At 66.1% G+C, this 21197-nt stretch carries 20 protein-coding genes; 6 read left to right on the top strand and 14 right to left on the bottom strand.

Annotation, left to right across the window (positions count from 1 at the left end):
* Window positions 1-68: 68 nt before the first annotated feature.
* The 5 genes from NMD1_RS10195 to NMD1_RS21710 form a co-directional block, all read right to left on the bottom strand.
* Window positions 69-509, bottom strand: a complete 441-nt coding sequence (locus NMD1_RS10195; protein WP_233497515.1) for a hypothetical protein — start codon at window positions 507-509, stop codon at window positions 69-71.
* 110 nt (window positions 510-619) lie between these two features.
* Window positions 620-1528, bottom strand: coding sequence for an Hsp33 family molecular chaperone HslO (locus tag NMD1_RS10200; RefSeq protein WP_124810648.1), 909 nt, complete (start codon window positions 1526-1528; stop codon window positions 620-622).
* Window positions 1529-1549: 21 nt separating this feature from the next.
* Complete coding sequence (argF, locus tag NMD1_RS10205; protein ID WP_125954661.1) at window positions 1550-2476, bottom strand: ornithine carbamoyltransferase; 927 nt, start codon at window positions 2474-2476, stop codon at window positions 1550-1552.
* A complete protein-coding gene (locus NMD1_RS10210; protein WP_125954662.1) occupies window positions 2473-3666 on the bottom strand; it encodes an aspartate aminotransferase family protein in 1194 nt (397 codons plus the stop codon). The genes argF and NMD1_RS10210 overlap by 4 nt, the downstream gene beginning before the upstream one ends.
* A gap of 136 nt (window positions 3667-3802) precedes the next feature.
* Window positions 3803-4576: a cold-shock protein gene (locus NMD1_RS21710; RefSeq protein WP_125954776.1), complete on the bottom strand. Its 774-nt coding sequence runs from the start codon at window positions 4574-4576 to the stop codon at window positions 3803-3805.
* 384 nt (window positions 4577-4960) lie between these two features.
* Here NMD1_RS21710 and NMD1_RS10220 point away from each other — a divergent pair, with 384 nt between their 5' ends.
* From NMD1_RS10220 to NMD1_RS10230, 3 genes are read left to right on the top strand one after another with little or no spacing between them, the layout of a single operon-like run.
* Window positions 4961-5395, top strand: coding sequence for a TIGR01244 family sulfur transferase (locus NMD1_RS10220; protein WP_125954663.1), 435 nt, complete (start codon window positions 4961-4963; stop codon window positions 5393-5395).
* 15 nt (window positions 5396-5410) lie between these two features.
* Window positions 5411-5845 carry a hypothetical protein gene (locus tag NMD1_RS10225; protein WP_233497517.1) on the top strand — a complete coding sequence of 145 codons (435 nt, stop codon included), beginning with the start codon at window positions 5411-5413 and terminating at the stop codon, window positions 5843-5845.
* A 4-nt stretch (window positions 5846-5849) separates the two neighbouring features.
* Window positions 5850-6773 (top strand): sterol desaturase family protein, encoded by a 924-nt coding sequence (locus tag NMD1_RS10230; RefSeq protein WP_125954665.1) that lies wholly within the window; start codon window positions 5850-5852, stop codon window positions 6771-6773.
* Window positions 6774-6967: 194 nt separating this feature from the next.
* Here the strand turns inward: NMD1_RS10230 and NMD1_RS10235 are convergent, their stop codons facing one another.
* Window positions 6968-7579: a TetR/AcrR family transcriptional regulator gene (locus NMD1_RS10235; RefSeq protein WP_124810642.1), complete on the bottom strand. Its 612-nt coding sequence runs from the start codon at window positions 7577-7579 to the stop codon at window positions 6968-6970.
* Window positions 7580-7774: 195 nt separating this feature from the next.
* On the opposite strand from NMD1_RS10235, the gene NMD1_RS10240 reads away from it, so the two are divergent.
* Complete coding sequence (locus NMD1_RS10240; RefSeq protein ID WP_125954666.1) at window positions 7775-10108, top strand: TonB-dependent receptor; 2334 nt, start codon at window positions 7775-7777, stop codon at window positions 10106-10108.
* 159 nt (window positions 10109-10267) lie between these two features.
* Here the strand turns inward: NMD1_RS10240 and wecC are convergent, their stop codons facing one another.
* Window positions 10268-11599, bottom strand: a complete 1332-nt coding sequence (wecC, locus tag NMD1_RS10245) for a UDP-N-acetyl-D-mannosamine dehydrogenase (protein ID WP_125954667.1) — start codon at window positions 11597-11599, stop codon at window positions 10268-10270.
* Window positions 11580-12710 carry a non-hydrolyzing UDP-N-acetylglucosamine 2-epimerase gene (gene wecB / locus NMD1_RS10250; protein WP_125954668.1) on the bottom strand — a complete coding sequence of 377 codons (1131 nt, stop codon included), beginning with the start codon at window positions 12708-12710 and terminating at the stop codon, window positions 11580-11582. Before wecB ends, wecC begins: the two co-directional genes overlap by 20 nt.
* Window positions 12711-12905: 195 nt before the next feature.
* Between wecB and NMD1_RS10255 the strand changes: the two genes are divergently transcribed.
* Window positions 12906-14222: a nucleotide sugar dehydrogenase gene (locus NMD1_RS10255; RefSeq protein ID WP_125954777.1), complete on the top strand. Its 1317-nt coding sequence runs from the start codon at window positions 12906-12908 to the stop codon at window positions 14220-14222.
* 100 nt (window positions 14223-14322) lie between these two features.
* A complete protein-coding gene (locus NMD1_RS10260) occupies window positions 14323-15321 on the top strand; it encodes a GDP-mannose 4,6-dehydratase (protein WP_125954669.1) in 999 nt (332 codons plus the stop codon).
* A 24-nt stretch (window positions 15322-15345) separates the two neighbouring features.
* On the opposite strand, the gene NMD1_RS10265 is transcribed toward NMD1_RS10260, so the two are convergent.
* The 6 genes from NMD1_RS10265 to NMD1_RS10290 form a co-directional block, all read right to left on the bottom strand.
* Entirely contained in the window at window positions 15346-15894 is a 549-nt protein-coding gene (locus tag NMD1_RS10265) for a superoxide dismutase family protein (protein ID WP_125954670.1), read from the bottom strand.
* Between the two features lie 94 nt (window positions 15895-15988).
* Window positions 15989-17083, bottom strand: coding sequence for an OmpA family protein (locus NMD1_RS10270; RefSeq protein ID WP_125954671.1), 1095 nt, complete (start codon window positions 17081-17083; stop codon window positions 15989-15991).
* A gap of 197 nt (window positions 17084-17280) precedes the next feature.
* Window positions 17281-17733, bottom strand: a complete 453-nt coding sequence (locus NMD1_RS10275) for a DUF2793 domain-containing protein (protein WP_125954672.1) — start codon at window positions 17731-17733, stop codon at window positions 17281-17283.
* 32 nt (window positions 17734-17765) lie between these two features.
* Window positions 17766-19973: a phage tail protein gene (locus tag NMD1_RS10280; protein WP_125954673.1), complete on the bottom strand. Its 2208-nt coding sequence runs from the start codon at window positions 19971-19973 to the stop codon at window positions 17766-17768.
* A 6-nt stretch (window positions 19974-19979) separates the two neighbouring features.
* On the bottom strand, window positions 19980-20375 hold the full coding sequence (locus NMD1_RS10285) for a peptidoglycan endopeptidase (protein ID WP_125954674.1): 396 nt from the start codon (window positions 20373-20375) through the stop codon (window positions 19980-19982).
* Complete coding sequence (locus NMD1_RS10290; RefSeq protein WP_125954675.1) at window positions 20372-21196, bottom strand: DUF2163 domain-containing protein; 825 nt, start codon at window positions 21194-21196, stop codon at window positions 20372-20374. The genes NMD1_RS10285 and NMD1_RS10290 overlap by 4 nt, the downstream gene beginning before the upstream one ends.
* Window position 21197: the final 1 nt, after the last annotated feature.

Raw genomic sequence — 21197 nt, forward strand, 5'->3', positions numbered from 1 at the left:
CTTGGGCTAGCGGGGCATAGCCGCGCTGGCAATGGCAAGCACGAACAGGACGGGGATGCGCGACAGGGTCAGCGCGGCGTGCAGCTGCCCACGCGGCGCGCTTCGGCCGAGTAGTCGAAAGGCAACCCTTGCGCGATGCCCTGCGTTTCGATCTGCGCCAGCCGCGCGTTCTCCATGCGGATGCGCGTGCGGCCATAGCCGTTGCCGGGGCAGGTGTATTGAATGGTGACGGCACTGGGCGTGTCCTCGATCACCACGCTGCGGCAGGCGGCGCCGGCGTGGCGCAGCTGGACCAGGTCGCGTCCGTTGTCGATGCACAGCGAACTGCGTGTGGTCGTGGTATCGCGTACGCGGACGTCCCATTGGCCGGCTTCGAAGCGATCGAGCATCAGCAGGCCCGAACGCTGCGCCAGCAGCGATGGCGCGGCGAAGGCCAGCGTCGCGATCCCGGCAAGGACCGCACCGCGCCCCAGGCGCGCAATGATTCGCTCGTTCCAGTTCATGGCCATTAACAATGACATCCCCACGTCCGTTGTCAGTGCGGGATTTCACAATATTTCATGACAAAAATAGGGCGGTCCGGACCAGATTCAATGGCCCGCGCCGGCGCGGCATGACCTCAATCCAGATCGATTGCGAAATCGCGCGAACAGAACGCGCAATCGACCACGATCACGCCATCTTCGTTGCGCATTTCGGCGCGCTCACTTTCGGGAAAGCGCGACAGTATCGATCGGTAGTGCTCGACGGTGCAGCGACAACCGCGTTCCAGCGCCGGTCCGCGTTCGACGCGCACTTCCCGCTCCTCGTGAAACAGGCGCCACGCGATGCTTTCCATGCTCAGCGCGGGATCGAGCAGCTCCTCGGCCTTCACGCTGCCGCCCATGGTCGCGATATGCTCCCATTGCGGATGGTCCAGCCTTGCATGCAGCCGCTCGCGGCCTTCCTCGCCTTCGGGCAGATGCTGCAGCAGCAGGCCGCCGCCGACGCAGCCCGTGGCATCGTGGCGCACGGCGGACCGGATCAGCGTGGGCACCTGCTCGGACTGGAGGAAATAAGCTTCGCAGGCTTCGGCCAGGCACGAACCTTCCAGCGGCACGATGCCTTGATAGCGCTGGTCGGTGGAGGGAAGATCGAAGGTCACCGCCAGATAGCCATCGCCGAACAGGGCGTGCAGCGTGGGGGCCGGCCCCAGCTCGTCCAGCCGCGCCTTGTCGAACCGCGCATAGCCGCGCAGCTCGCCACCCCGGTAATCGCAGACCAGCAGGTCGATCACGCCCTCCCGCGTCTGCGCCTGCATGGTCAGCTGGCCTTGCTCGTCCTTGAGCAGCGAGCCGAGCAGCGCGGTCAGCACCAGCGCTTCGGCCAGCAGATGCTTGACCGGTGCGGGATAGGCGTGCGCCGAAAGGATGCGGTCCAGCACCGGGCCAAGCCGCACGACCCGGCCGCGCGCGTCGCGATCGGGCACGGTGAACAGCAGCGTCCGGTCGAAGCCGGTTTCGCCATCGTGAATATCAGGAGCGCTCATCAGCCGTGTTCACCGTTGCCTTCAGATCTGGCCGAAAACCCAGCGCAGCACCGACTTCTGGGCATGGATGCGGTTCTCCGCTTCATCCCATACCACCGACCGCGCGCCGTCGATCACCGAATCGGTCACCTCTTCGCCGCGATGCGCGGGCAGGCAGTGCAGGAACAGGGCGTCCGCTTTCGCCTGCGCCATCAGCGCATCGTTGACCTGGTAGGGTGCCATGGCCTGCAGCTTGGCTTCGGCGTGCGCCTGCCCCATCGAAATCCAGGTGTCGGTCACCACCACATCCGCGCCGCGCGCGGCTTCGGCGGCGTCGCGGTGAAGCGAGACGCGCGCGCCGCCGGCCTGCGCGCGGGCTATGAACCCGGCGTCGGATTCATAGCCTTCGGGTACGCCGATGCGAACGTTGAACTTCATCAGCCCCGCCGCTTCGACGATCGAGTTGAGCACGTTGTTGCCATCGCCCAGCCAGGCGACTTCCAGGCCGGGCAGGGCCTTGCCGTGTTCGATCACGGTCAGCAGGTCTGCCATGATCTGGCAGGGGTGCGACAGGTCCGTCAGCCCGTTGATCACCGGCACGGTCGCGTGGTGCGCCAGTTCCTCGACCTTGGCGTGATCGTCGGTGCGCAGCATGATGGCGTCGGCCATGCGGCTCAGCACGCGCGCGGTATCGGCGATCGTCTCGCCCCGGCCAAGCTGGGTGGTACCGGCGTCGAGCACCAGTGCGCTGCCGCCAAGCTGGCGCATCGCCACGTCGAACGACACGCGCGTGCGGGTGGAGTTCTTCTCGAACACCATGGCCAGCACGTGCCCGGCGAGCGGGGCATCGCCATCGGCACGCCCCTTGGCGAAGCCCTTGCGCGCCGCCTTCCGGTCGATCGCGTCGTTGAGCATCGCGGCGAGGGCATCGCCGCCCGCGTCGGTCAGGTTCAGGAAATGCCGGGTCATGATGGCGTGGCCTCGACCTTGTAGCTCGCGGCGCCGGCCGAGAGCTTGTCCATGAATTCATCGATGTGCGAATCGTCGATCACCAGCGGTGGCAGCACGCGCAGGGTGTTGTCGCCGGCCGAAACCGTCAGCAGTTGGTGGTTGTCGCGCAGATGCGCCACGAACGCGCGCGGCTCGATCTTCATCTTGACGCCCAGCATCAGCCCGCGTCCGCGCACCAGTTCGAACAGATCCGGGTAGTTGCCGATGAACTGTTCCAGGCGGCCGCGCAGGCGTTCGCCGGTGGCGCGCACATTGGACAGGAATTCGGGGGTGGCGACGATGTCCAGCACCGCTTCGCCGGCGGCCATGGCCAGCGGATTGCCGCCATAGGTGCTGCCGTGCGTGCCGAAGACCATGCCGCGCGCGGCCTTTTCGGTGGCGAGGCAGGCGCCCATCGGGAATCCACCGCCGATGCCCTTGGCCGTCGCCATGATATCCGGTAGCACGCCATACTGTTCATAGGCATAAAGCGTGCCGGTGCGCGCCACGCCGCACTGCACCTCGTCGAACACCAGCATCAGGTCGTTTTCGTCGGACAGGTCGCGCAGGCCCTTGATGAACGCGTCGGAGCCATCGCGGATGCCGCCTTCGCCCTGGATCGGTTCGACCAGGAAGCCGGCCGTGTTGGGGCCGATCGCGGCTTTCGCGCCTTCCAGATCGTCGAACTCGACGTACTTGAAGCCGGGCAGCAGGGGCAGGAAGCCCTTGTGCATCTTGTCCTGATTCGACGCGCTGATCGTGGCCATCGTGCGGCCGTGGAATGCGTTCTTGAACGTGATCAGCTCGAACTTGTGATCGTCGCCGGCATGCTGGTGATAGGCGCGTGCGGTCTTGATCGCGCATTCCACCGCCTCGGCGCCCGAATTGGTGAAGAACACAGTATCGGCGAACGTCAGATCGACCAGCCGCTGCGCAAGATGCTCGCCCTGCGGGCTGCCATAGAGGTTCGACACGTGCATCAGCGTCGCCGCCTGCTGCTGGATCGCGCCGATCAGGTGCGCGTTCGAATGGCCGAGCAGGTTGACGGCGATGCCGCTGGCGAAATCGAGATAACGGGTGCCGTTCTCGTCAATGAGATGGCAGTGCTCCCCTCGCACAGGTCGCACGCCGCACCGGGGATAGACGGGCATGAGCGGTGTGATCGACATGGGCAGCTCCTGTTTCATTCACGCAAATCGGAAGACGGGAATCGCAAACGACAAATGGCGGCCGACTGGCCGCCATTTGCGCGCGTTTATTGTGTTGCAGGCCCCCGGTCAAATGCCGGGGGCGGTGCGGACCGGATCAATCCTGACGCGGCACCAGGTTGACCGCCGAGTACTTGCCTCGTCGATCGACCTCGAGATCGAATTCCAGCTTGTCGCCTTCATTCAACTCGCGCATGCCCGAACGCTCCACAGCGCTGATGTGCACGAACGCGTCCGGCTGGCCGTCATCACGCGTGATGAAGCCGAAGCCCTTCATCGCGTTGAAGAACTTGACCGTGCCGGTCGCCTTTTCGCCCGTCAGTTCGCGCTGCGGCGCGGCCGGCTTGGAGGCAACCTCGATCACGTCGCCGACGACCTGAAGGTCCGCCGCCGAAATCTTGCCGCCGCGATCGACCAGGTTGAATTCGAGTTCCTGACCTTCGGCCAGGCCTTCCAGCCCGGCGCGTTCAACCGCGCTGATGTGCACGAAAACGTCTTCGCCGCCTTCGTCGCGCTGGATGAAGCCAAAGCCCTTCTGGGCATTGAAGAACTTCACCTTGCCCTTGCCGGTGCCGACGACCTGCGCGGGCATGCCGCCGCCACGGGGGCCGCCGAAGCCGCCACCACCGCCGCCGCCACCGAAGCCGCCGCCACGGTTGCCACCGCCGCCGAATCCACCGCGATCACCGCCGCCGAAGCCGCCGCCACGGTTGCCGCCGCCGAATCCGCCGCGGTCACCACCGCCGAATCCGCCACGATCGTAACCGCCGCCGAAGCCGCCGCCACCGCCGCTGTAGGGATCGAAATTGTCTTCGCCGAATCCGTCGCGCTTATCCCGTCCGCGACCCCGCCGCCCTCTGTCAAAACCCATAAACTTCAATAGACCTTCGTTCCGCCCCTGCTTTCCCCGGCGCCGCGGGCCGGATGCGGAGACCGGCGGCACGACAAGGAATCCGCGCCGGACAAAAGGCCGACCTTCTTCATTGCACTCATCTCTATAGCGAAGAAAAAGCCATAGCGCGAATGGAATCGGCAAAAGAGACCGGATTTCCGGGAACTTTCGTTGATCCGCCGTTTCGGAGGCAATTTTTCCGATCCCGGAGGCGGTTGCGAATGCTTGCTCTTGGCCAGTGGTTTGGGCAGAAGCACTGTCAATTGCGTGCCGTTTCGGAGGGCGAGCCGGCGCGATCACCTGCACGAGTCCTGCCACGACCGGCATTCGCCGTCGTCAGCCTCAATCCGGGAGTAGGCACCGTTGTTCCGCAAGATCGATGATCGCACTTATGCCAGTCCGCAGATCACGGTGGCGGACGTGGCCGAGGCGAAAGCGCTGGGAATCGCCGTGATCATCAACAACCGTCCCGAGGACGAATCCGACGATCAGACGCCGGGTGCCGCGATCGAGGCAGCGGCGCGCGAGGCCGGGATCGCCTATCACGCGATCCCCGTGACGCACGCGGGCTTCGCCGCCTGGCAGGTGGAGGCGATGCGCAAGGCGCTGGACCAGGCGGGCGACCAGCCAGTGCTCGCCTACTGCCGATCCGGTACGCGCTCCACGCTGCTCTGGGCGCTGGCCGAGGCGGCGGCTGGCCGCAATCCGTCGCGGATCGCGGCGGGTGCGGCCGGCGCGGGGTATGACATCACGCCGGTTCGCGCGCAGGTCGATATGCTCGCGGCGCAGGCCGGCTGAGCCGGGACAGCGATCGTGAAAGTGGTGCAGGCGTTTCTTGCCCAACCCGGCGTGCTTCTCGTGCTCAAGACGCTGGCTTCCCTGGTCGGGGTGCTGTTCGTGGTGCAACTCGCGCGCTGGATGAATCTGGGCGGCGACGTGCGGATTCGCGACGAGGATCACGCGGGCGCGCTGGCCGACGAGGCGATGTGCGGCTTCGTGCCGGTGGCGGTCGGGCTCGACAAGGCGCGGATTGGCGCGCTGGTGCGCGATGCGCAGGGCAGGGTCATGCTGATTCGCCGCCATGGCAGCCACTTCGCCGCGCGCCTTCTGGAAAGCCACGCCGGCGTTCGGCTCGACCAGCAGTTCCTGACCGTTTCCACCGGGGACAGTCGTTTCGGCACGATCACGCTCAACCTTGGTCCCGATGCGCAGGCCTGGGCGGCAAGCCTCCGCCGGCTGGAAGGATAGGGCCATGACGCCGGACATCCATCCTTTCGATATCGTGACTTACGCGGTGCCGTTCTTCATCCTGGCGATGATCGCGGAAATGGCGTGGGCGCGCCGCCGCGCGCCGGAAGCCTATGAACCGCGCGATACCTGGACCTCGCTGGCGCTGGGGCTGGGCAGCACGGTTGCCGGCGCGCTGACCGCCGGGGTGGTCTATGCCGCCGCGATGTGGCTCTATCAGCATCGCGTGGCCACGGTGCCGTTCGCCTGGTGGGCCTGGATGGCGTGCTTCGTGCTCGACGATTTCAACTATTACTGGGCGCATCGCACCGGGCATCGCATCCGCTGGTTCTGGGCGAGCCACGTCAACCATCACTCGAGTCAGCACTACAACTTGTCCACCGCGCTGCGGCAGACATGGACCGGCTTCGTGGCGCTGTCGTTCGTGTTCCGCATCTGGCCGGCGCTGCTCGGCTTTCACCCGGCGATGCTGGTGACGGTCGGGGCCGTGAACCTGGTTTACCAGTTCTGGATTCACACCGAGGCGATCGGCCGGATGCCGCGCTGGTTCGAGGCAGTGTTCAACACGCCGTCGCATCACCGGGTCCACCATGCAACCAACCCGGTCTATCTCGATCGCAACTATGCCGGGGCGCTGATCGTTTGGGATCGCCTGTTCCGGACGTTCCAGCCCGAACTGGAGGACGAACGCATCCGCTACGGCATCGTCCGCCAGCTCGGCACGTTCGGCGTGATGTGGTCGGTGTTCCACGAGTGGGCGGGCATGTTGAAGGACTTCGCGGTTGCGCCGCTGCGCTACAAGCTGGCCTACCTCTTGCGCGAGCCGGGATGGAGCCATGATGGCAGCCGGGACACGTCCGCCCGCATCCGGGACCGCTGGCGCGAACGGCCGGACGGGGAACGGCCTAGGGCCGTGCGCTTGGATTGAGACCCCATGCGGCGTGGATAAATGCAGGAGCGAGTGGAGCGACCGAGAATGGGCGACAACCGTCAAGACCCCCTATAAGCCTCTCCATCTTCCCCCGTCATGCCAGCGTAGGCTGGCATCTCTGGCCTCAGGCAATCCGGCATGAGATCCCGGCCTTCGCCGGGATGACGGGATTTGATTTTGGGCGACGGGCTCTAGATTGAAAGCCCGTCGCGCAGCAGGTCCGCGGCCACCCCGGCGATGTCCTCCACCGGGCGGCTGGCGTCCCACACGCCGAAGCGCAGGCCCAGGAATACGTTCATGCCCATCAGCGCCCAGGCCCGCACTTCCTGATCGCCTGCGCGCAGCGTGCCCTGGGCGACGCCATCGTCCAGGCGCGCGGCGATGCGCTGTGCGGTGCCTTCGTAGTGCGCGCGGTAACTTTGCGGATCGGCGAACTCCGCCTCGTCGATGATGCGGTAGATTTCCTTGTGCTCGCGCGCGAAGCGCAGGAAGCCTTCCAGCGCCTCCCGCTCGCGCACCAGCCCAGTTGCTCCCGCGCTGACGGCCGCGGCCGCGGTGGTGGCGACACGGGCGGACATGTCGCGCACCAGCGCGGTGAAGATCGCGTCCTTCGAATCGAAATAGGTATAGAAGCTGCCGAGTGCCGTTCCCGCGCGGCGGGTGATCCCGCTGATCGAGGCTTCGTGGAAGCCGCGTTCGCCGAACTCGGCCGCCGCGGCATCGAGCAGGCGCCGCAGCGTTTCCCGTCCGCGCGCGGTACGCGGAGCCTTGCCGGGGCTCGCCTTTTCCGGATCTACCGACACCCTGCTCTCCCATCCGTGGCCGATCGTCCCTCCGATCGCCCGAGCCCGGTCCTTAGTGCCGGGGCTGTTGCGCTTTCGCCACGTCCTATCGATGGATTCGATCCGCCTCAAATGAAAAGTTGAAACATGGTTCAACTTTCAATATCGGTTCGGGCAGACGGGCCTTTCATCGGTCCGTGAGAGGGAGCCTGATCCATGAACCGTTTTCGCGTGCGCGCCCTTGCGGCCGCTACCACCGCGCTTGTTGCGCTGCCCGCCATGCCCGCTTTCGCGCAGGAAGCCGCTGCATCTGAAGCTTCGGCGAATGATTCGGGCGAAATCGTCGTCGTCGCCCGCAAGCGCGAGGAACGCCTGGTCGACGTGCCCATCGCCATCACCGCCCTGTCCACCGAAGGGCTGGAAAAGGCCGGCGCCAAGGATCTTTCCGGCGTTCAGGGCGCGATCCCCAACGTGAACATCGTGCAGGGGCGCGGCTCGGCCTCGTCCGCCAATTTCTACATCCGCGGCATCGGCCAGCCCGATGCGCTGCAGACCTTCGACCCTGCCGTCGGCGTCTATGTCGATGGCGTCTATCTCAGCCGCATCCAGGGCGCGCTGCTCAACCTGTTCGACGTGCAGCGCGTGGAAGTGCTGCGCGGGCCGCAGGGCTCGCTTTACGGCAAGAACACCATCGGTGGCGCGGTCAACGTGGTGTCGAAGAAGCCTGATCTGGACACGATCCGGGGCGAGGGCGCCTTCACTTATGGCCGCTTCAACGAAGTGACCGCCAAGGGCTATGTCACCGCGCCGCTGGTGACCGACAAGCTCGCGCTGTCGCTGGCCGGGGTCTATGACAAGCGCGACGGCATCGTCACCGATCCCGCCACCGGCAAGAAGTACAACGATCGCGACAACCTGTCGGGCCGCGCGATTCTGCGCGCCAAGCCGTCCGACCGGGTCGAGGTGCTGATCTCGGGCGACTACACCCGCCAGCGCAACGCGCTCACGCTGGGGCAGGCCACGGCCAACCTTATCGGCTTCAATTACAATTCCACGTTCACCAACGTCACGCCGTTCGTCATCGCCACGGCGCCGACGGGCCGATACAACTACACGGCATCCACCAGCTTCAAGAACGGCGAAGGCCAGCGGCTCGATCACTGGGGTCTTTCGGGCACGATCAATGTCGATCTGACCGACAACCTCCAGCTCACCTCGATCACCGCTTATCGCAAGCTGAAGACGAACTTCTACGTCGATATCGATGCCACGGCGGCGGAAGTGGGCGATGTGTTCGTGGGCACGCGCCAGCACCAGTTCAGCCAGGAACTGCAGCTCAAGCTGGATACCGAAAAGCTGAAGGGCGTGGTCGGGCTCTACTTCCTCGACGAACAGGTCAATTCGCACCAGGAAGCCTATGCCGACAGCTACCTCCAGTATGTCGGCACGCCGCTGAACTTCCTGCGCACGATCGATGACCGGCAGAACACCAAGAGCTATGCCGCGTTCGGCCAGCTGACCTACAACTTCACCGAGAAGCTCGCGCTGACGGCGGGCCTGCGCTACACGCACGAGAAGAAGAAGTACTTCCGCACCACGACGGCAACGACCACCAGCCCGGTGTTCCCGGCGATCCGCATCGTCAGCACGTTCGCGTTCCCCACCAGCCTGCCGGCGCCGTACAACACGCTCGACGAAGTCAGCTATGATGCGTGGACGCCATCGGCCACGCTCAGCTACAAGCCGACCACCAACACACTGGTCTATGCCTCGGCCAGCCGGGGCTTCAAGTCGGGCGGTTTCAACGGCCGCGTCAACAGCCTGGCCGACGTGACGCTGGCGGTGAACGGCACCACGCAGATCGTGCCGACGTTCAAGCCGGAAACGGTGTGGACCTATGAAGCCGGCGCCAAGGGCACGTTCCTGGACGGGCGCGTCTCGCTGTCGGCGGCGGCGTTCTATTCCGACTACAAGGACTTCCAGGCGCGCGTTGGCGGCGGCAACACCGGCATCAACGGCGGCAGCTTCCCCGTCATCAACGCCGGCAAGTTGCGCATCCAGGGCTTCGAGTTCGAAGCGGCGGTGCGCCCGTCTACACCGCTGACGCTGACCGCGTCGGTCGGCTATCTCGATGCCAAGTACAAGGAGTTCAACGACGGCCGTCGCGCGCCTTCGTTCAGCTGCAACCCCACCGGCACGAAGATCACCTGCAAGCCGGCCTTCGCGCCGCCGCTCACCATGCGCATCGGCGCGGACTACCGCATTCCGCTGGGCGAAGCCTCGCTTAGCTTCGGCGGTGATGTCCGTTTCGTCGATAAGCAGTACCTTTCGGTCGACAACCGTCCCGGCCTGACCGAGGACGGCTATCTGCTGGGCAATGTCTATGCCCAGCTCGATTACGACCGGTTCTACCTGCGCGGCATGGTCAAGAACGTGGGCAACGCGCTCTACAAGACCGACGGGCAGGAGTTCAGCTCGGTGGGCAACATCCAGACCGTGTACTACGGCGATCCGCGCACCTGGAATCTCACGCTCGGCGTGCGCTTCTGACGCACGCGATCCCCGGCGCCCCTTTCCCCCTCCTCTCCTCCCTCGGCGGAAGGGGCGCCAACGGTGCCGGTGGTTCGCCCGCAAGCTGGCCCATGCGCAAAGGCCGGAAGCAGGTGACCCTGCTTCCGGCCTTTCCTCTCGGGGAACTGTCGAGCGGTTCTAGCTGGCGAGGCGCAGCGATCCGGCTGCCGGCGCTTCCGCTACCGGCTGATCGGGCCAGATGCCGCGGGTATCATACACCGCCTTGCCGCTGCGTTCGGCCAGCGGCACCACGCGGAACACGTCGTGATCGACCAGCACGATCAGCACGCCGCAATCCTCCAGCGCGGTGTCGAGGTCGATCAGCGCGGCGCCGGTGTCGGTGAACTCGATCGGCAGGGCGGAGGCATAGGGTTCGACCACGCTGATGCGATCGCCGAACCGGCGCGCCAGCGTCGCCGCGACATAGCGCGCCGGGCTTTCGCGGAAATCGTCGATGTTGGCCTTGAAGGCGAGGCCGAGGCAGGCGACCTTCTCGCCCGGATGCGCTTCCAGCAGCGCGGTCGCCTTGGCGATCACGTGGTGCATCTTGCCGTCGTTCACTTCGCGCGCGGTGCGGATCAGCGGCGTCTGTTCGGGCGCGCCGTGGACGATGAACCACGGGTCCACCGCGATGCAGTGCCCGCCCACGCCCGGGCCGGGCTGCAGGATGTTGACGCGCGGATGGCGGTTGGCCAGCCGGATCACTTCCCACACGTCCAGCCCCATCTTGTCCGCCACCACCGACAGTTCGTTGGCGAAGGCGATGTTGACGTCGCGGTAGGCGTTCTCGACCAGCTTGGTCATTTCGGCCGAACGGGCATCGGTGGTCACGCAGGTGCCGCGTACGAAGCGCTTGTAGAAGGCCAGAGCCTTGCGCGCGCAGCGCGGGGTGATGCCACCGATCGAACGGTCGTTGTTGGTCAGTTCTTCCAGAATGCGGCCGGGAAGCACGCGTTCGGGGCAATAGGAGATCGAAACGTCGGGCGTTTCGCGCGTCAGGCCCGGAAATTTCAGGTCCGGGCGTAGGCCGGCCATCAGATCGCGCATCTTCTCGGTCGTGCCCACCGGAGAGGTGGATTCGAGGATGACGGCATCGCCCGCCTTCAGCACGGCGGCCACTTCGGTCGCCGCTGCCAGCACATAGGAGATGTCGGGCGTGTGGTGCTCGTCCTTCTCGAAGGGCGTGGGCACCGCGATCACGAAGACGTCGGCAGGCTCGATCCGCGTGGCAGCGCGCAGCAGGCCGCGCTGGACCACGCCATGCACCAGCCCGTCGAGATCGACTTCCTCGATATGGATTTCGCCGCGGTTGATCGTTTCGACCACGCGCTCCGACACGTCGAGGCCCAGCACCCGGCAGCCCGCGCGCGCGATGATCGCGGCGGTGGGAAGGCCGATATAGCCCAGTCCGACAACACAGACGTCCGGCTTCACTTCACCGGCTTTGAGGTTACCGGGCTGGTTCGACATGTCCCAAAAGCTCCACGATGCGGCGCGATGTCTGCCCATCCCCGAACGGGTTGTGGGCGCGCGCCATGGCCGAATAGGCAGCCTTATCGTCGAGCAGGGTGAAGATTTCGGAAACGATACGGTCCGCATCGGTTCCAACCAGCTTGGCCGTGCCGGCCGCCACGCCTTCGGGCCGTTCGGTCGTCTCGCGCATGACCAGCACCGGCTTGCCCAGCGCGGGCGCTTCCTCCTGCACGCCGCCGCTGTCGGTCAGCATGATCTCGCTGATCGCCAGCAGACGCGCGAAGTGCGGGTAGTCGAGCGGTTCGATCATGGCCACGTTGGCCAGGCCGGCCAGCGCCGCGTCCATCACCTTGCGCACATTGGGGTTGGGATGGACGGGGAAGATCAGCGCCACGTCCTCGCGCGCGGCGATGCGGCGGATCGCTTCGGCGATGTTTTCCAGGCCGCCGCCGAAGTTTTCGCGCCGGTGGCTGGTCACGCCGATGATCCGCTTGCCGGCAAAGCGTGCTTCCAGCTCGCCGAGGCCTGCCGCCAGCGCTGGTTCGGCGCCGATCCGCGCGGTGATCCACTGCAGCGCGTCGATCACGGTGTTGCCGGTCACATGGACCGTGTCGGCGGGGACGTTCTCGGCATGGAGCGCCGCGGCGGAGGTTTCCGTGGGGGCGAAATGGAGCGCCGCGATCGAACCGATGATCTTGCGGTTCACCTCTTCCGGCCAGGGATGGTAGATGTTGTGGCTGCGCAGTCCGGCCTCGATATGCGCCACCGGCAGTTTGCGGTAATAGGCTGCCAGCGCGCCGGCCATGGCCGTGGCGGTATCGCCCTGGACCACCACCCAGTCCGGCTGTTCGGCGTCCATCACCCGGCCCAGCCCGGTCAGCAGCGCGGCGGTCAGCCCGTCGAGCGTTTGGTCCGGGCGCATCAGGTCCAGATCGTGATCGGGCACGATCCCCGCGATTTCCAGCACCTGGTCCAGCATGCCCCGGTGCTGCGCCGAAACGCAGGTCACCACGCGAAAGCGCGCGTCCGCGCGCAGGGCGTGGATTACGGGAAACACCTTGATGGCTTCGGGGCGGGTGCCGAATACGACGAGGACGGTCTTGGTCATCGGCACGCTCTTACCACCCAGTCGTTAAACCCGTGTTATGGGGCCGTCGGTGCGGCAACCGTCTTGCGGTATGAATTGGCGCTGATCCGCCGGCAAATCGCGCCGGGCCATTAACTACGAAATAAGAGCCTTGGCCTAAAGCGGGCAAACAGCGGCGTGCGCGCCGCGCGAAGGAAAGGCTTGCCTGTGACTGCCATGTACCCGCCGATTGCCGCCACGCCACAGCCCCGGGCCGATGGTTCCGTCTCTGCGGCGACAAGGGTGACCGTGGTGGGGCTGGGCTATGTGGGGCTGCCGCTGGCGGTGGCGCTGGCGCGGCAGTTCTTCGTTACCGGCCTGGATATCGATCGCCGCCGCATCGCCGAACTTTCCGAAGGGCACGACCGCACGGGCGAGATCGAGGCCGGGCAGCTTTCGCTCTCGGGTCTCGGGGTCACCAGCGATGCGCAGGTCTGCCCGCCCAGCGACTTCTACATCGTGACCGTACCGACCCCCATCGACGCGGCGAATCGCCCGGACCTGCGCCTTGTCGAGGCCGCCTCGCGCACGGTCGGCGCGCTGCTGCCGGCCGCCGTGCAGGAAGGGCGCGCACCGGTGGTGGTGTTCGAAAGTACGGTCTATCCGGGGGTAACGGAGGAGATTTGCGGGCCATTGCTGGAAGAGGCGTCGGGGCTCGTCTGCGGCCGGGATTTCTTTCTCGGCTACAGCCCCGAACGGATCAATCCGGGCGATCGCGAACATACCATCGACCGGATCACCAAGGTGGTATCGGGGCAGACGCCCGAGGTGCTCGACCGGGTTGCCGATCTCTATGGCGCGATCACCAGCGGCGGCGTGTTCCGCGCCGCCTCGATCAAGGCGGCCGAAGCGGCCAAGGTGATCGAGAACGCCCAGCGCGACATCAACATCGCGTTCATGAACGAGATTGCGCAAATCTTCTCGAAAATGGATATCTCCGTGTGGGACGTGCTCGAAGCGGCGCGCACCAAGTGGAACTTCCTGCCGTTCACGCCCGGGCTCGTCGGCGGGCACTGCATCGGCGTTGACCCGTACTATCTCTCGCACCGGGCCGAGGCGCTGGGTCACGATCCGCAGGTCATCCTTGCCGGGCGCGGCGTCAACGATACCATGGCGCAATGGGTGGCGGACGAACTGCACGCCAAGCGCGGCGGGGCTGCTGGCAGCGTGCTGGTGCTGGGGCTGACCTTCAAGGAAAACGTGCCCGATCTGCGCAATTCCAAGGTCGCCGATGTCGTGCACGCCCTGGCTGGCATGGGGCACGCGGTCACGGTGCATGATCCGATGGCCGATGCCGGCGAGGCGCGGCACGAATACGGGCTGGACCTCTCCGCTGATGCGCTGGAACGGACTTACGATCTTGTCCTCCTCGCCGTGCCGCATCAGGCCTATCTGGCCATGGGCGAAGATGCCATCGCGGCGCTCGTTGCGCCCGGAGGCACGCTGGCGGATCTCAAGGGCATTCTGAACGGCAAGGCGGACTGGAAGCTCTGACCGTGCGGAACGCGGCAGACTTTGCCTGTTCGCCAGCGTTGTCCCCAACCTGTTTTGACTGACATATGGATCGGCCCCGGCTTGGGGTCTGGAGAACACGATGCGCGTACTGGTTACCGGCGTTGCCGGCTTCATCGGCTTTTCGCTGACGCAGAAACTGCTCGCTCGCGGCGATACGGTCATCGGGATCGATTGCGTGAACGATTACTACGACCTGCGGCTCAAGGAAGCACGACTGGCGCGGCTCAAGGAACTGGGCGGGAATCGTTTCACGTTCCTGAAGGCGGATTTCGCGGACATGGCAGGGGTGACCATCGCCCTGGATGGCCTGGAGTTCGAACGGATCGTCCATCTCGGCGCGCAGGCCGGGGTGCGTTACTCGATCGAGAACCCGCACGCCTATGTGCAGTCAAACCTCGTCGGCCATCTCAACTTGCTGGAAATCGGCCGCCACCGTGGGGTCGAGCATATGGTCTATGCCAGCTCCAGTTCGGTCTACGGCGGCAATGAGAAGCTGCCGTTCTCGGTCGATGATCGCGTCGATCATCCGCTGTCGCTCTACGCCGCCACCAAGAAGGCGGACGAGTTGATGAGCGAGACTTACGCGCATCTCTATCGCCTGCCGCTCACGGGCTTGCGCTTCTTCACGGTCTATGGCCCGTGGGGGCGCCCGGACATGATGATGTGGATCTTCACGCGCAAGATTCTCGCCGGCGAACCGATTCCGGTGTTCAACCATGGCGATATGTACCGCGATTTCACGTATATCGACGATATCATCGCCGGCGTCATGGCGTGCCTCGACAACCCGCCGCCCGATGATGGCGCGCCCAAGGCTGGGGGCAGCCTCAAGCCTCACCGGCTCTACAACATCGGCAACCACCGCTCGGAACACCTGATGAAGGTGGTCGAGATTCTGGAGGCGGAATGCGGCCGCAAGGCGCAGGTCGAACTGCTACCGATGCAGCCGGGCGACGTTCGCCAGAGTTTTGCCGACATCGACGCTATCGCGAACGACCTGGGATACCAGCCCACCACCAGCATCGACGTTGGCGTGCCGAACTTCGTCGCGTGGTACAAGCAGTACCACGGCCTCTGAAGGTGCGCCTCTAGGGTCCTGACCCTAGGGGTGTGCGAATACGCCGCAGGCGATGCGGCCGCCGCTGTTGCCGCTGGGGTCGGTCTTGTAGTCGTCCGGCCCCGCGTGGATGACGATGGCGGTGCCGTCCGGGTCGAACACGCGGGCATCGAAATCGGCGCGCGCCACGCTGACCGGCACGGTCAGTTCGCCGGTGCCGTCGTCCTTCACGATCAGGTTGGGCAGATCGCCGAGATGGGGGCCGGCGGGGTTTTCGGTGCCATGCTGATGCCCGGCCGGATTGAGATGACCGCCAGCGGTCGTGAAGCCGGGGGCTTCGCAACGCCCTGTCGTATGCAGGTGGGCGCCATGTGCGCCGGCCGGTAGGCCCGATGCGGTCAGATGCAACAGGATATGATCGCCGCTGGTCACCAGTTCCGCACGCCCCGCGGGATGACCGTCCGCGGTCGCCAGCGGCGCGGTTGCAAGAACCGTGGATGTAGCCGCCTGTCCTGTCGTAGCGCAGGCGGTCAGCGCTATCAGCGAAACGGCGGTCAATGACAGCGGCGTAAGGGAACGAGTCAAGCGGATCATCTCTGGCCTCCTCGGCATGGTGCCTTGTCAGCCATAACGAAAAAGGGGCCGGATTGCTCCGACCCCTCGTTCGATTTCGGCAAAAAGCCTGAAATTACATGCCCGAACCCGGACCGTAGGTGATTTCCACGCGACGGTTCTGGAGTTCACGGACGCCGTCCGCGGTCGGAACGCGCGGGTTGGCTTCACCGAAGGCCTGGCTGGTGATCGAACCATCCGGGATACCGTGCGAGGTGAGGTACGCACGGACCGAGGTGTTACGACGAGCCGAGAGGCCGAGGTTGTACTTCGGCGTGCCCGAACGGTCGGTGTAACCGGCCAGCATGATCGGCACGCTGTTGCAGTTGCCATACGCGGTGATCGCGTTGTCGAGGATGGTCGCTGCTTCCGGCGTGATGTCCGACTTATCCCAGTCGAAGAACACGATGTACGGACCCTTGTTGCACACGGCCACCGGCGGAGGCGGCGGAGGCGGCGGGGGAGGCGGCGGCGGGGGCGGCGGCGGCGGCGGGGGCGGCGGCGGAGCAACCGGTTCTGCGCCACCGAAGTTGTAAGCCAGCGTCGCCATCAGCGAGTGCGAACGGAAGCGCGTGCGCACGTTGGCGCCAGCGTTGTTCACCAGATCGTTGTGGTCCTGGTTGTAGAAGCGATACTTCAGACCCACGTCGACGTGCTTGCTGATCGGCGCGCGGATACCCGCGAGAGCCTGCCAGGCGAAGCCGGTGTCCGAATCGACAACGTTCACCGAGGTCGGGCCGGTCACGGGCGTGATCACCGCGTTCTTGACGCGGCCAACGCCAACACCGCCGCCGACGAAGCCCTGCAGGCCGTCATCGGGACCGAAGTCGAGCAGGCCGTTGGCCATGAAGCTCAGCGCGCTGGCGCCGCCACCCAGCTGGGCGTCGTTGTAGTTCTGGGTCGAGCTGCGATAGCCCTTTTCCTCGGCGCGACGATAGCTGGCTTCGGCTTCGAGGCGGAACGGACCGAAGTCGTAGCCGACGATACCGCCGAAGTCGTAGCCGGCCTTGGTGTCCAGCGTGCCGTCGTTGTTCTTGCCGGTGAAATTGTAGATGTCTTCCACAATCATGGCACCCGCGTCACCCTCGACGTACCAGGACTTATCCCGGGCGAGAGCTGGCGTAGCCAGGGCGCTCGACGCCATGGCCAGGCCTAGGACCAGTTTCCGCATTATTGATTCCCCTTTTAGCGATAATCTTGCCACGTCGTGGCGGTTGTCTACCGGTTCTCAAGTGCTCATGCAAGCGGGCACGCTTGCCAGGTGTTGCGAAAATACAACGCTGTTGCGCTGCGCATCTTCGTAAACCGCGGCAGAAATACCCTCATGTTCCGCCGAAATGATTAAAGCGGGCGTTTGTTCCCGCGATTTCAGCGGAGCAAACCGCAATCCCGCAAACTTTGAACCAGATCGGCGATGAAGGCGCGCGCTTCCACGTCGATCGTGCTGCCGCCCGTGGGCAGCGCCGGTGGGTCGAACCCGCCCCATATGTCCGCAAACAGGCGGAAGCATCGCTGTTCGCGATCGAACACCCGCATGCCTTCGCGCGGAGGAAGAAAGCGCCAGCCGCCTTCGCTCCAGATCGCAAGACTATGGTCATGCCCGCCGAAAGCGTCCGTTGCATCCGTCGCCACGAGCCAAACCTGTCCGTTTTCCGGCGTTTCCGGCGGCGTCGCGGTTTCTCCCTCAACCGCCGTGTGCGCCAGGGCGTCCAGCAGGAGCAGGCTTTCGTTGACCGTCACTTCCTTCTGCGCCTGCCCCGCATGGAGCAGCGGCAGGTTAAATCGAGCCGTTTTGGACGCGAAATTTGTCGGGTCGGTCATGGTCGTGCTCCGATCGTAAAGGAAAGGGCGTTTCAGTCCGGCAGGAAAATGGTGAGCGGCCGGGAGAGCGAGGCGCGCCCGCTCTGGCGGATATGGAATTGGCGTGGCGCGTCGGTGGCAAGGAGCGACTCGGCCTGCGCGGTCGAGAGGTCCAGCATGGCGACACCCGTTTCCCACCGCACCGCCGGTGTCGCCGCATCGCCGTAACTTATGGTCCAGCGTTCCTCGTCCTCGTTCAGCGGTACGTCGACTGTCTCGGGCCACCCCCATGCGCCGCGCGCGCGCCTCACCCATGTCAGGGTGATGCCGCCCGTTCCGCTTTGCCGCACCGCGCCGTGAACCGGCGCAAGCGGGCGGCAGGTCGTTCCGGCGCCCGCGATCGGCGCGCTGACGGCCGCCTCGTCGCCTGATCCGATGGCTGCGATGCTTGCGCTGGTGGCGTCGCCGACGATCCTTGGGTCAAGCGTGATGATGCGGTCGTCGAGCAGGACAAAGTCCTCCCCCACCGCGTGCGTGTCGATCGCCCATTCGCTCCCGCCGCGTCCGCGCAGCAGGCCCGATAGGCGCCACAGTGCTCCACCCAGCGCCTCCGCGTGCATGAACTGCACGATTTCGGCGCCGATCAGCGCGCGGTTGGCGCCGTCGAGCAGGCCTGCCAGCGTTGCGTCGGCCAGTGCAAGATCGGCGGCGGCCAGGCGGACATCCACGGTCGAGCGCCGGTCCACCAGCAGCGGCGAGGCCGGGGGCAAAGCCGACTCGCCCCGTCCGACGATGGCGCGCTGCCGGCCGCTGCCGGCCAGCGGGCGCATGGCGTTTCCGGTCGCCGTGGCTGCGAACAACGCCGCGCCGCGCCAACCGGCGTTCGTGCCGGACACCCCGGCGAACAGCGCGGGCGTATTGCCATCCCCGATGCCGTCCCAGGGCAGTTCGAACGCCACCAGCCGCGTGGGCGCGGCTGGCAAGTCGATCGCGCCGAGGCTGCGCCCCGGATCGGTGGCCATCGCCCCGCTGCCTGTTCCGGCGCCCATGCGCAGCGCGACAAGATCGAGCATCACCCCGTCCTGCTGCCATTCCCACTGCTCGATCCGCCACAGGCCGGTTGCAACCGGCACGCGCACGATCGCGCCGGGGGTGGTCGCGGGGCCGATTTCGTTCACGCGATAACGCATGGTGTCGCGCGGGCGGCTCACCCGCTGGCTGGCCGCCTCCGCCAGCGATCGGGCCTGTGCGGCATCGATTGCCGCGGGCAGTTCGATCACCGCCAGCGTGCCCGCCTCGCTGCGCCCGATGCCACGTTGTAGGCCCGGTTGGTAGTCGCGCGCGGGGTCGTAATAGCGCACGCCGCACTGGCGTACAGTTGGCAGCGGTTCGCGCCGATGCGTCCATCCGTCGCCATTGGTATCGTCGGGGCTGCCATCGCCCGTCGCGGCCGGCTCGGGAAGCAGCGGGGCGGGCGGGTCCCCGATCGCGTCGGCCAGCCGGATGTCCAGAATGCCATCACGCGTCACGCAGGCGAGGGGGATCGCGTCGGACAGGGTGGCAAGGATGTCGCCGCACGTTCCCTGATCCACGCTGAAGCCGGACAATGTCGTGTCGATGGCGGCGTTCAGAGTCCCGGGCAGCAGCGCGGTGATGATCCGCGTCATGGTGCAGCCATCGCTGTCCGCCATGACCTCGAACGTGAGCGAGGGAATGCGGTTGCTGAAGTCGGCCAGTTCCAGGTCCTCGAACACCACATAGGCGGTGTGGCGGAAGGCCGGGCAGCGGTCGATTCCCTCGGCCTGCGCGATCAGCGGATCGACCGGCTGGTCACCGTGCCCCGCGTGGATGCGCATGGTGCCGCCCACCTTGAGGTCGCCCGCCGCCCCGCGCAGCAGGTTGCCGTCCGCCCACACGCGGCCGATCCCGCTGACCGGGCGGCTGGCGAGCGCCACCGCGAATGACGCGGTATAGCTGTAGCGCGTTGCGGTGGGGCGTCCCTTGCTGCCCTCGCGCGTCGCATGTTCCTGCAGGTCGGTCGCCCAGATCACGCTCCCGGCGGCGCGCATCGTGCCGAAGTGCAGCGGCAGCGGCGAGCCATAGCTCGATGTCTGGACTGCTAGGTCCTTCAGGCGCGGGCCTTCGATCTGGCGGGTGCCGATGATCGCCGCATCGATTTGGCGCCCGGCGAGGGCACCGATCGCGCCGCCCAGCGGCCCGCCGATCGCGGTGCCGGCGGCAGTCAGAAGTAGCGTTGCCATGATCGTTCAGGGCCTTTCGGACAGGACGCGCCATTCGCGCGCCACCGGCCAGGGAAGAGGACCGGGCAGGAAGGTTACCCGGCCCAGGCCGGCATGGGCGTGGACGAAGCCATCGGGCGCGGCCACCAGCAGGTGCGCCTGAACCGGGCTGACGCGCGCCAGCACCACGTCGCCATCGTCCGGCACGGGCACGAGGCTGCTGGCCCCCGCATGGGGAACCAGCGCGTCGACGGACAGGGCGCGCAGGCCGTAGCCGCCGGGCGGAACCGGATGGAAACCGGCGCAACGCATCGCCTCGGCCACAAGCCCCACACAATCCAGCCCCGTTGCCGGATCGCGCCCGTGCAGCCGGAACGGCGTGCCGATCAGGTTCAGCGCGGCGGCGGCCAGATCGGCGTTCATGCCGGGGGATAGCGCGTCAGCAGATCGTTGCCCGGCAGGAACGGCTCGCCCTGGAAATTCACCGCGTTGCCGAAACGGTCCGCGCAGGTCTGCAGCGTGTGGTCGCATCCTTCGCGTACCAGCAAGCGACCGCCTTCGGACATGGCGGTGAAAACCGGTTGGTCCAGCGTGATCCAGTCGTCATCGAGTGCGATGGCGTGCCGCCTCAACCCCGCGTTCGGCCCGTCGATCCAGCGCACGCCGCCGAACAGCAGGGCATCCGCAGGAACGGCGCAGGCAATCCGGATCGCGTCCCCCCCTTCCGCGGTTTCGATCAGCGTGGCGTCGTGCTCGAACCGCGCTGCGGAAAGCGTGCAGCCTTCCCCGCAGAATGCGGCGCGGCAGGTCGGCGCCGTTCTGGGCACCACATCGCGGTTGAGCTGGTCCTTCAGCGAAAGCAGTTCGGCGGAAAAGCCGGTGCTCTCCCGCCCGACCGTGCCGATCGCGCCGCTGTGCAGCGTTGTCGTTTCCAGCGTTTCCCAGTCCACCAGCCCCATGGCGATGCGCGCGCCGTCAAAGCGCCCGGCTGCGAGATCGGTCTCGCTGATGGCGTCGTGGCTCAGCGCGCCGGTGATTTCCGCGCTGTCGGCCTCGAACGTCGCCGTCCGGCGGATGGCGGACGGCACCATACCGGGCGCGGTGCGATGCGTCAGGCCGTCGAACGCCAGGTCGCGGTCGTGGCTGGTGAAGCCCAGCGTCACGCCGTCGGCGCGTTCGATGCGCCACCAGGTCGCCACCGTTTCCAGTGGGCCGGTGAACCAGGTGCGGGTGCTCCCGGCCATG

Source organism: Novosphingobium sp. MD-1 (assembly GCF_001014975.1).
In the GTDB taxonomy this organism is placed as follows: Bacteria; Pseudomonadota; Alphaproteobacteria; order Sphingomonadales; family Sphingomonadaceae; genus Novosphingobium.

Excerpts from the sequence above, each read along its gene's own strand:
- NMD1_RS10195 (WP_233497515.1), bottom strand. The coding sequence starts at position 509 with ATGGCCATGAACTGGAACGAGCGAATCATTGCGCGCCTGGGGCGCGGT.
- NMD1_RS10200 (WP_124810648.1), bottom strand. The coding sequence starts at position 1,528 with ATGAGCGCTCCTGATATTCACGATGGCGAAACCGGCTTCGACCGGACG.
- argF (WP_125954661.1), bottom strand. The coding sequence starts at position 2,476 with ATGACCCGGCATTTCCTGAACCTGACCGACGCGGGCGGCGATGCCCTC.
- NMD1_RS10210 (WP_125954662.1), bottom strand. The coding sequence starts at position 3,666 with ATGTCGATCACACCGCTCATGCCCGTCTATCCCCGGTGCGGCGTGCGA.
- NMD1_RS21710 (WP_125954776.1), bottom strand. The coding sequence starts at position 4,576 with ATGGGTTTTGACAGAGGGCGGCGGGGTCGCGGACGGGATAAGCGCGAC.
- NMD1_RS10230 (WP_125954665.1), top strand. The coding sequence starts at position 5,850 with ATGACGCCGGACATCCATCCTTTCGATATCGTGACTTACGCGGTGCCG.
- NMD1_RS10240 (WP_125954666.1), top strand. The coding sequence starts at position 7,775 with ATGAACCGTTTTCGCGTGCGCGCCCTTGCGGCCGCTACCACCGCGCTT.
- wecC (WP_125954667.1), bottom strand. The coding sequence starts at position 11,599 with ATGTCGAACCAGCCCGGTAACCTCAAAGCCGGTGAAGTGAAGCCGGAC.
- wecB (WP_125954668.1), bottom strand. The coding sequence starts at position 12,710 with ATGACCAAGACCGTCCTCGTCGTATTCGGCACCCGCCCCGAAGCCATC.
- NMD1_RS10255 (WP_125954777.1), top strand. The coding sequence starts at position 12,906 with ATGTACCCGCCGATTGCCGCCACGCCACAGCCCCGGGCCGATGGTTCC.
- NMD1_RS10260 (WP_125954669.1), top strand. The coding sequence starts at position 14,323 with ATGCGCGTACTGGTTACCGGCGTTGCCGGCTTCATCGGCTTTTCGCTG.
- NMD1_RS10265 (WP_125954670.1), bottom strand. The coding sequence starts at position 15,894 with ATGATCCGCTTGACTCGTTCCCTTACGCCGCTGTCATTGACCGCCGTT.
- NMD1_RS10270 (WP_125954671.1), bottom strand. The coding sequence starts at position 17,083 with ATGCGGAAACTGGTCCTAGGCCTGGCCATGGCGTCGAGCGCCCTGGCT.
- NMD1_RS10275 (WP_125954672.1), bottom strand. The coding sequence starts at position 17,733 with ATGACCGACCCGACAAATTTCGCGTCCAAAACGGCTCGATTTAACCTG.
- NMD1_RS10280 (WP_125954673.1), bottom strand. The coding sequence starts at position 19,973 with ATGGCAACGCTACTTCTGACTGCCGCCGGCACCGCGATCGGCGGGCCG.
- NMD1_RS10285 (WP_125954674.1), bottom strand. The coding sequence starts at position 20,375 with ATGAACGCCGATCTGGCCGCCGCCGCGCTGAACCTGATCGGCACGCCG.
- NMD1_RS10290 (WP_125954675.1), bottom strand. The coding sequence starts at position 21,196 with ATGGCCGGGAGCACCCGCACCTGGTTCACCGGCCCACTGGAAACGGTG.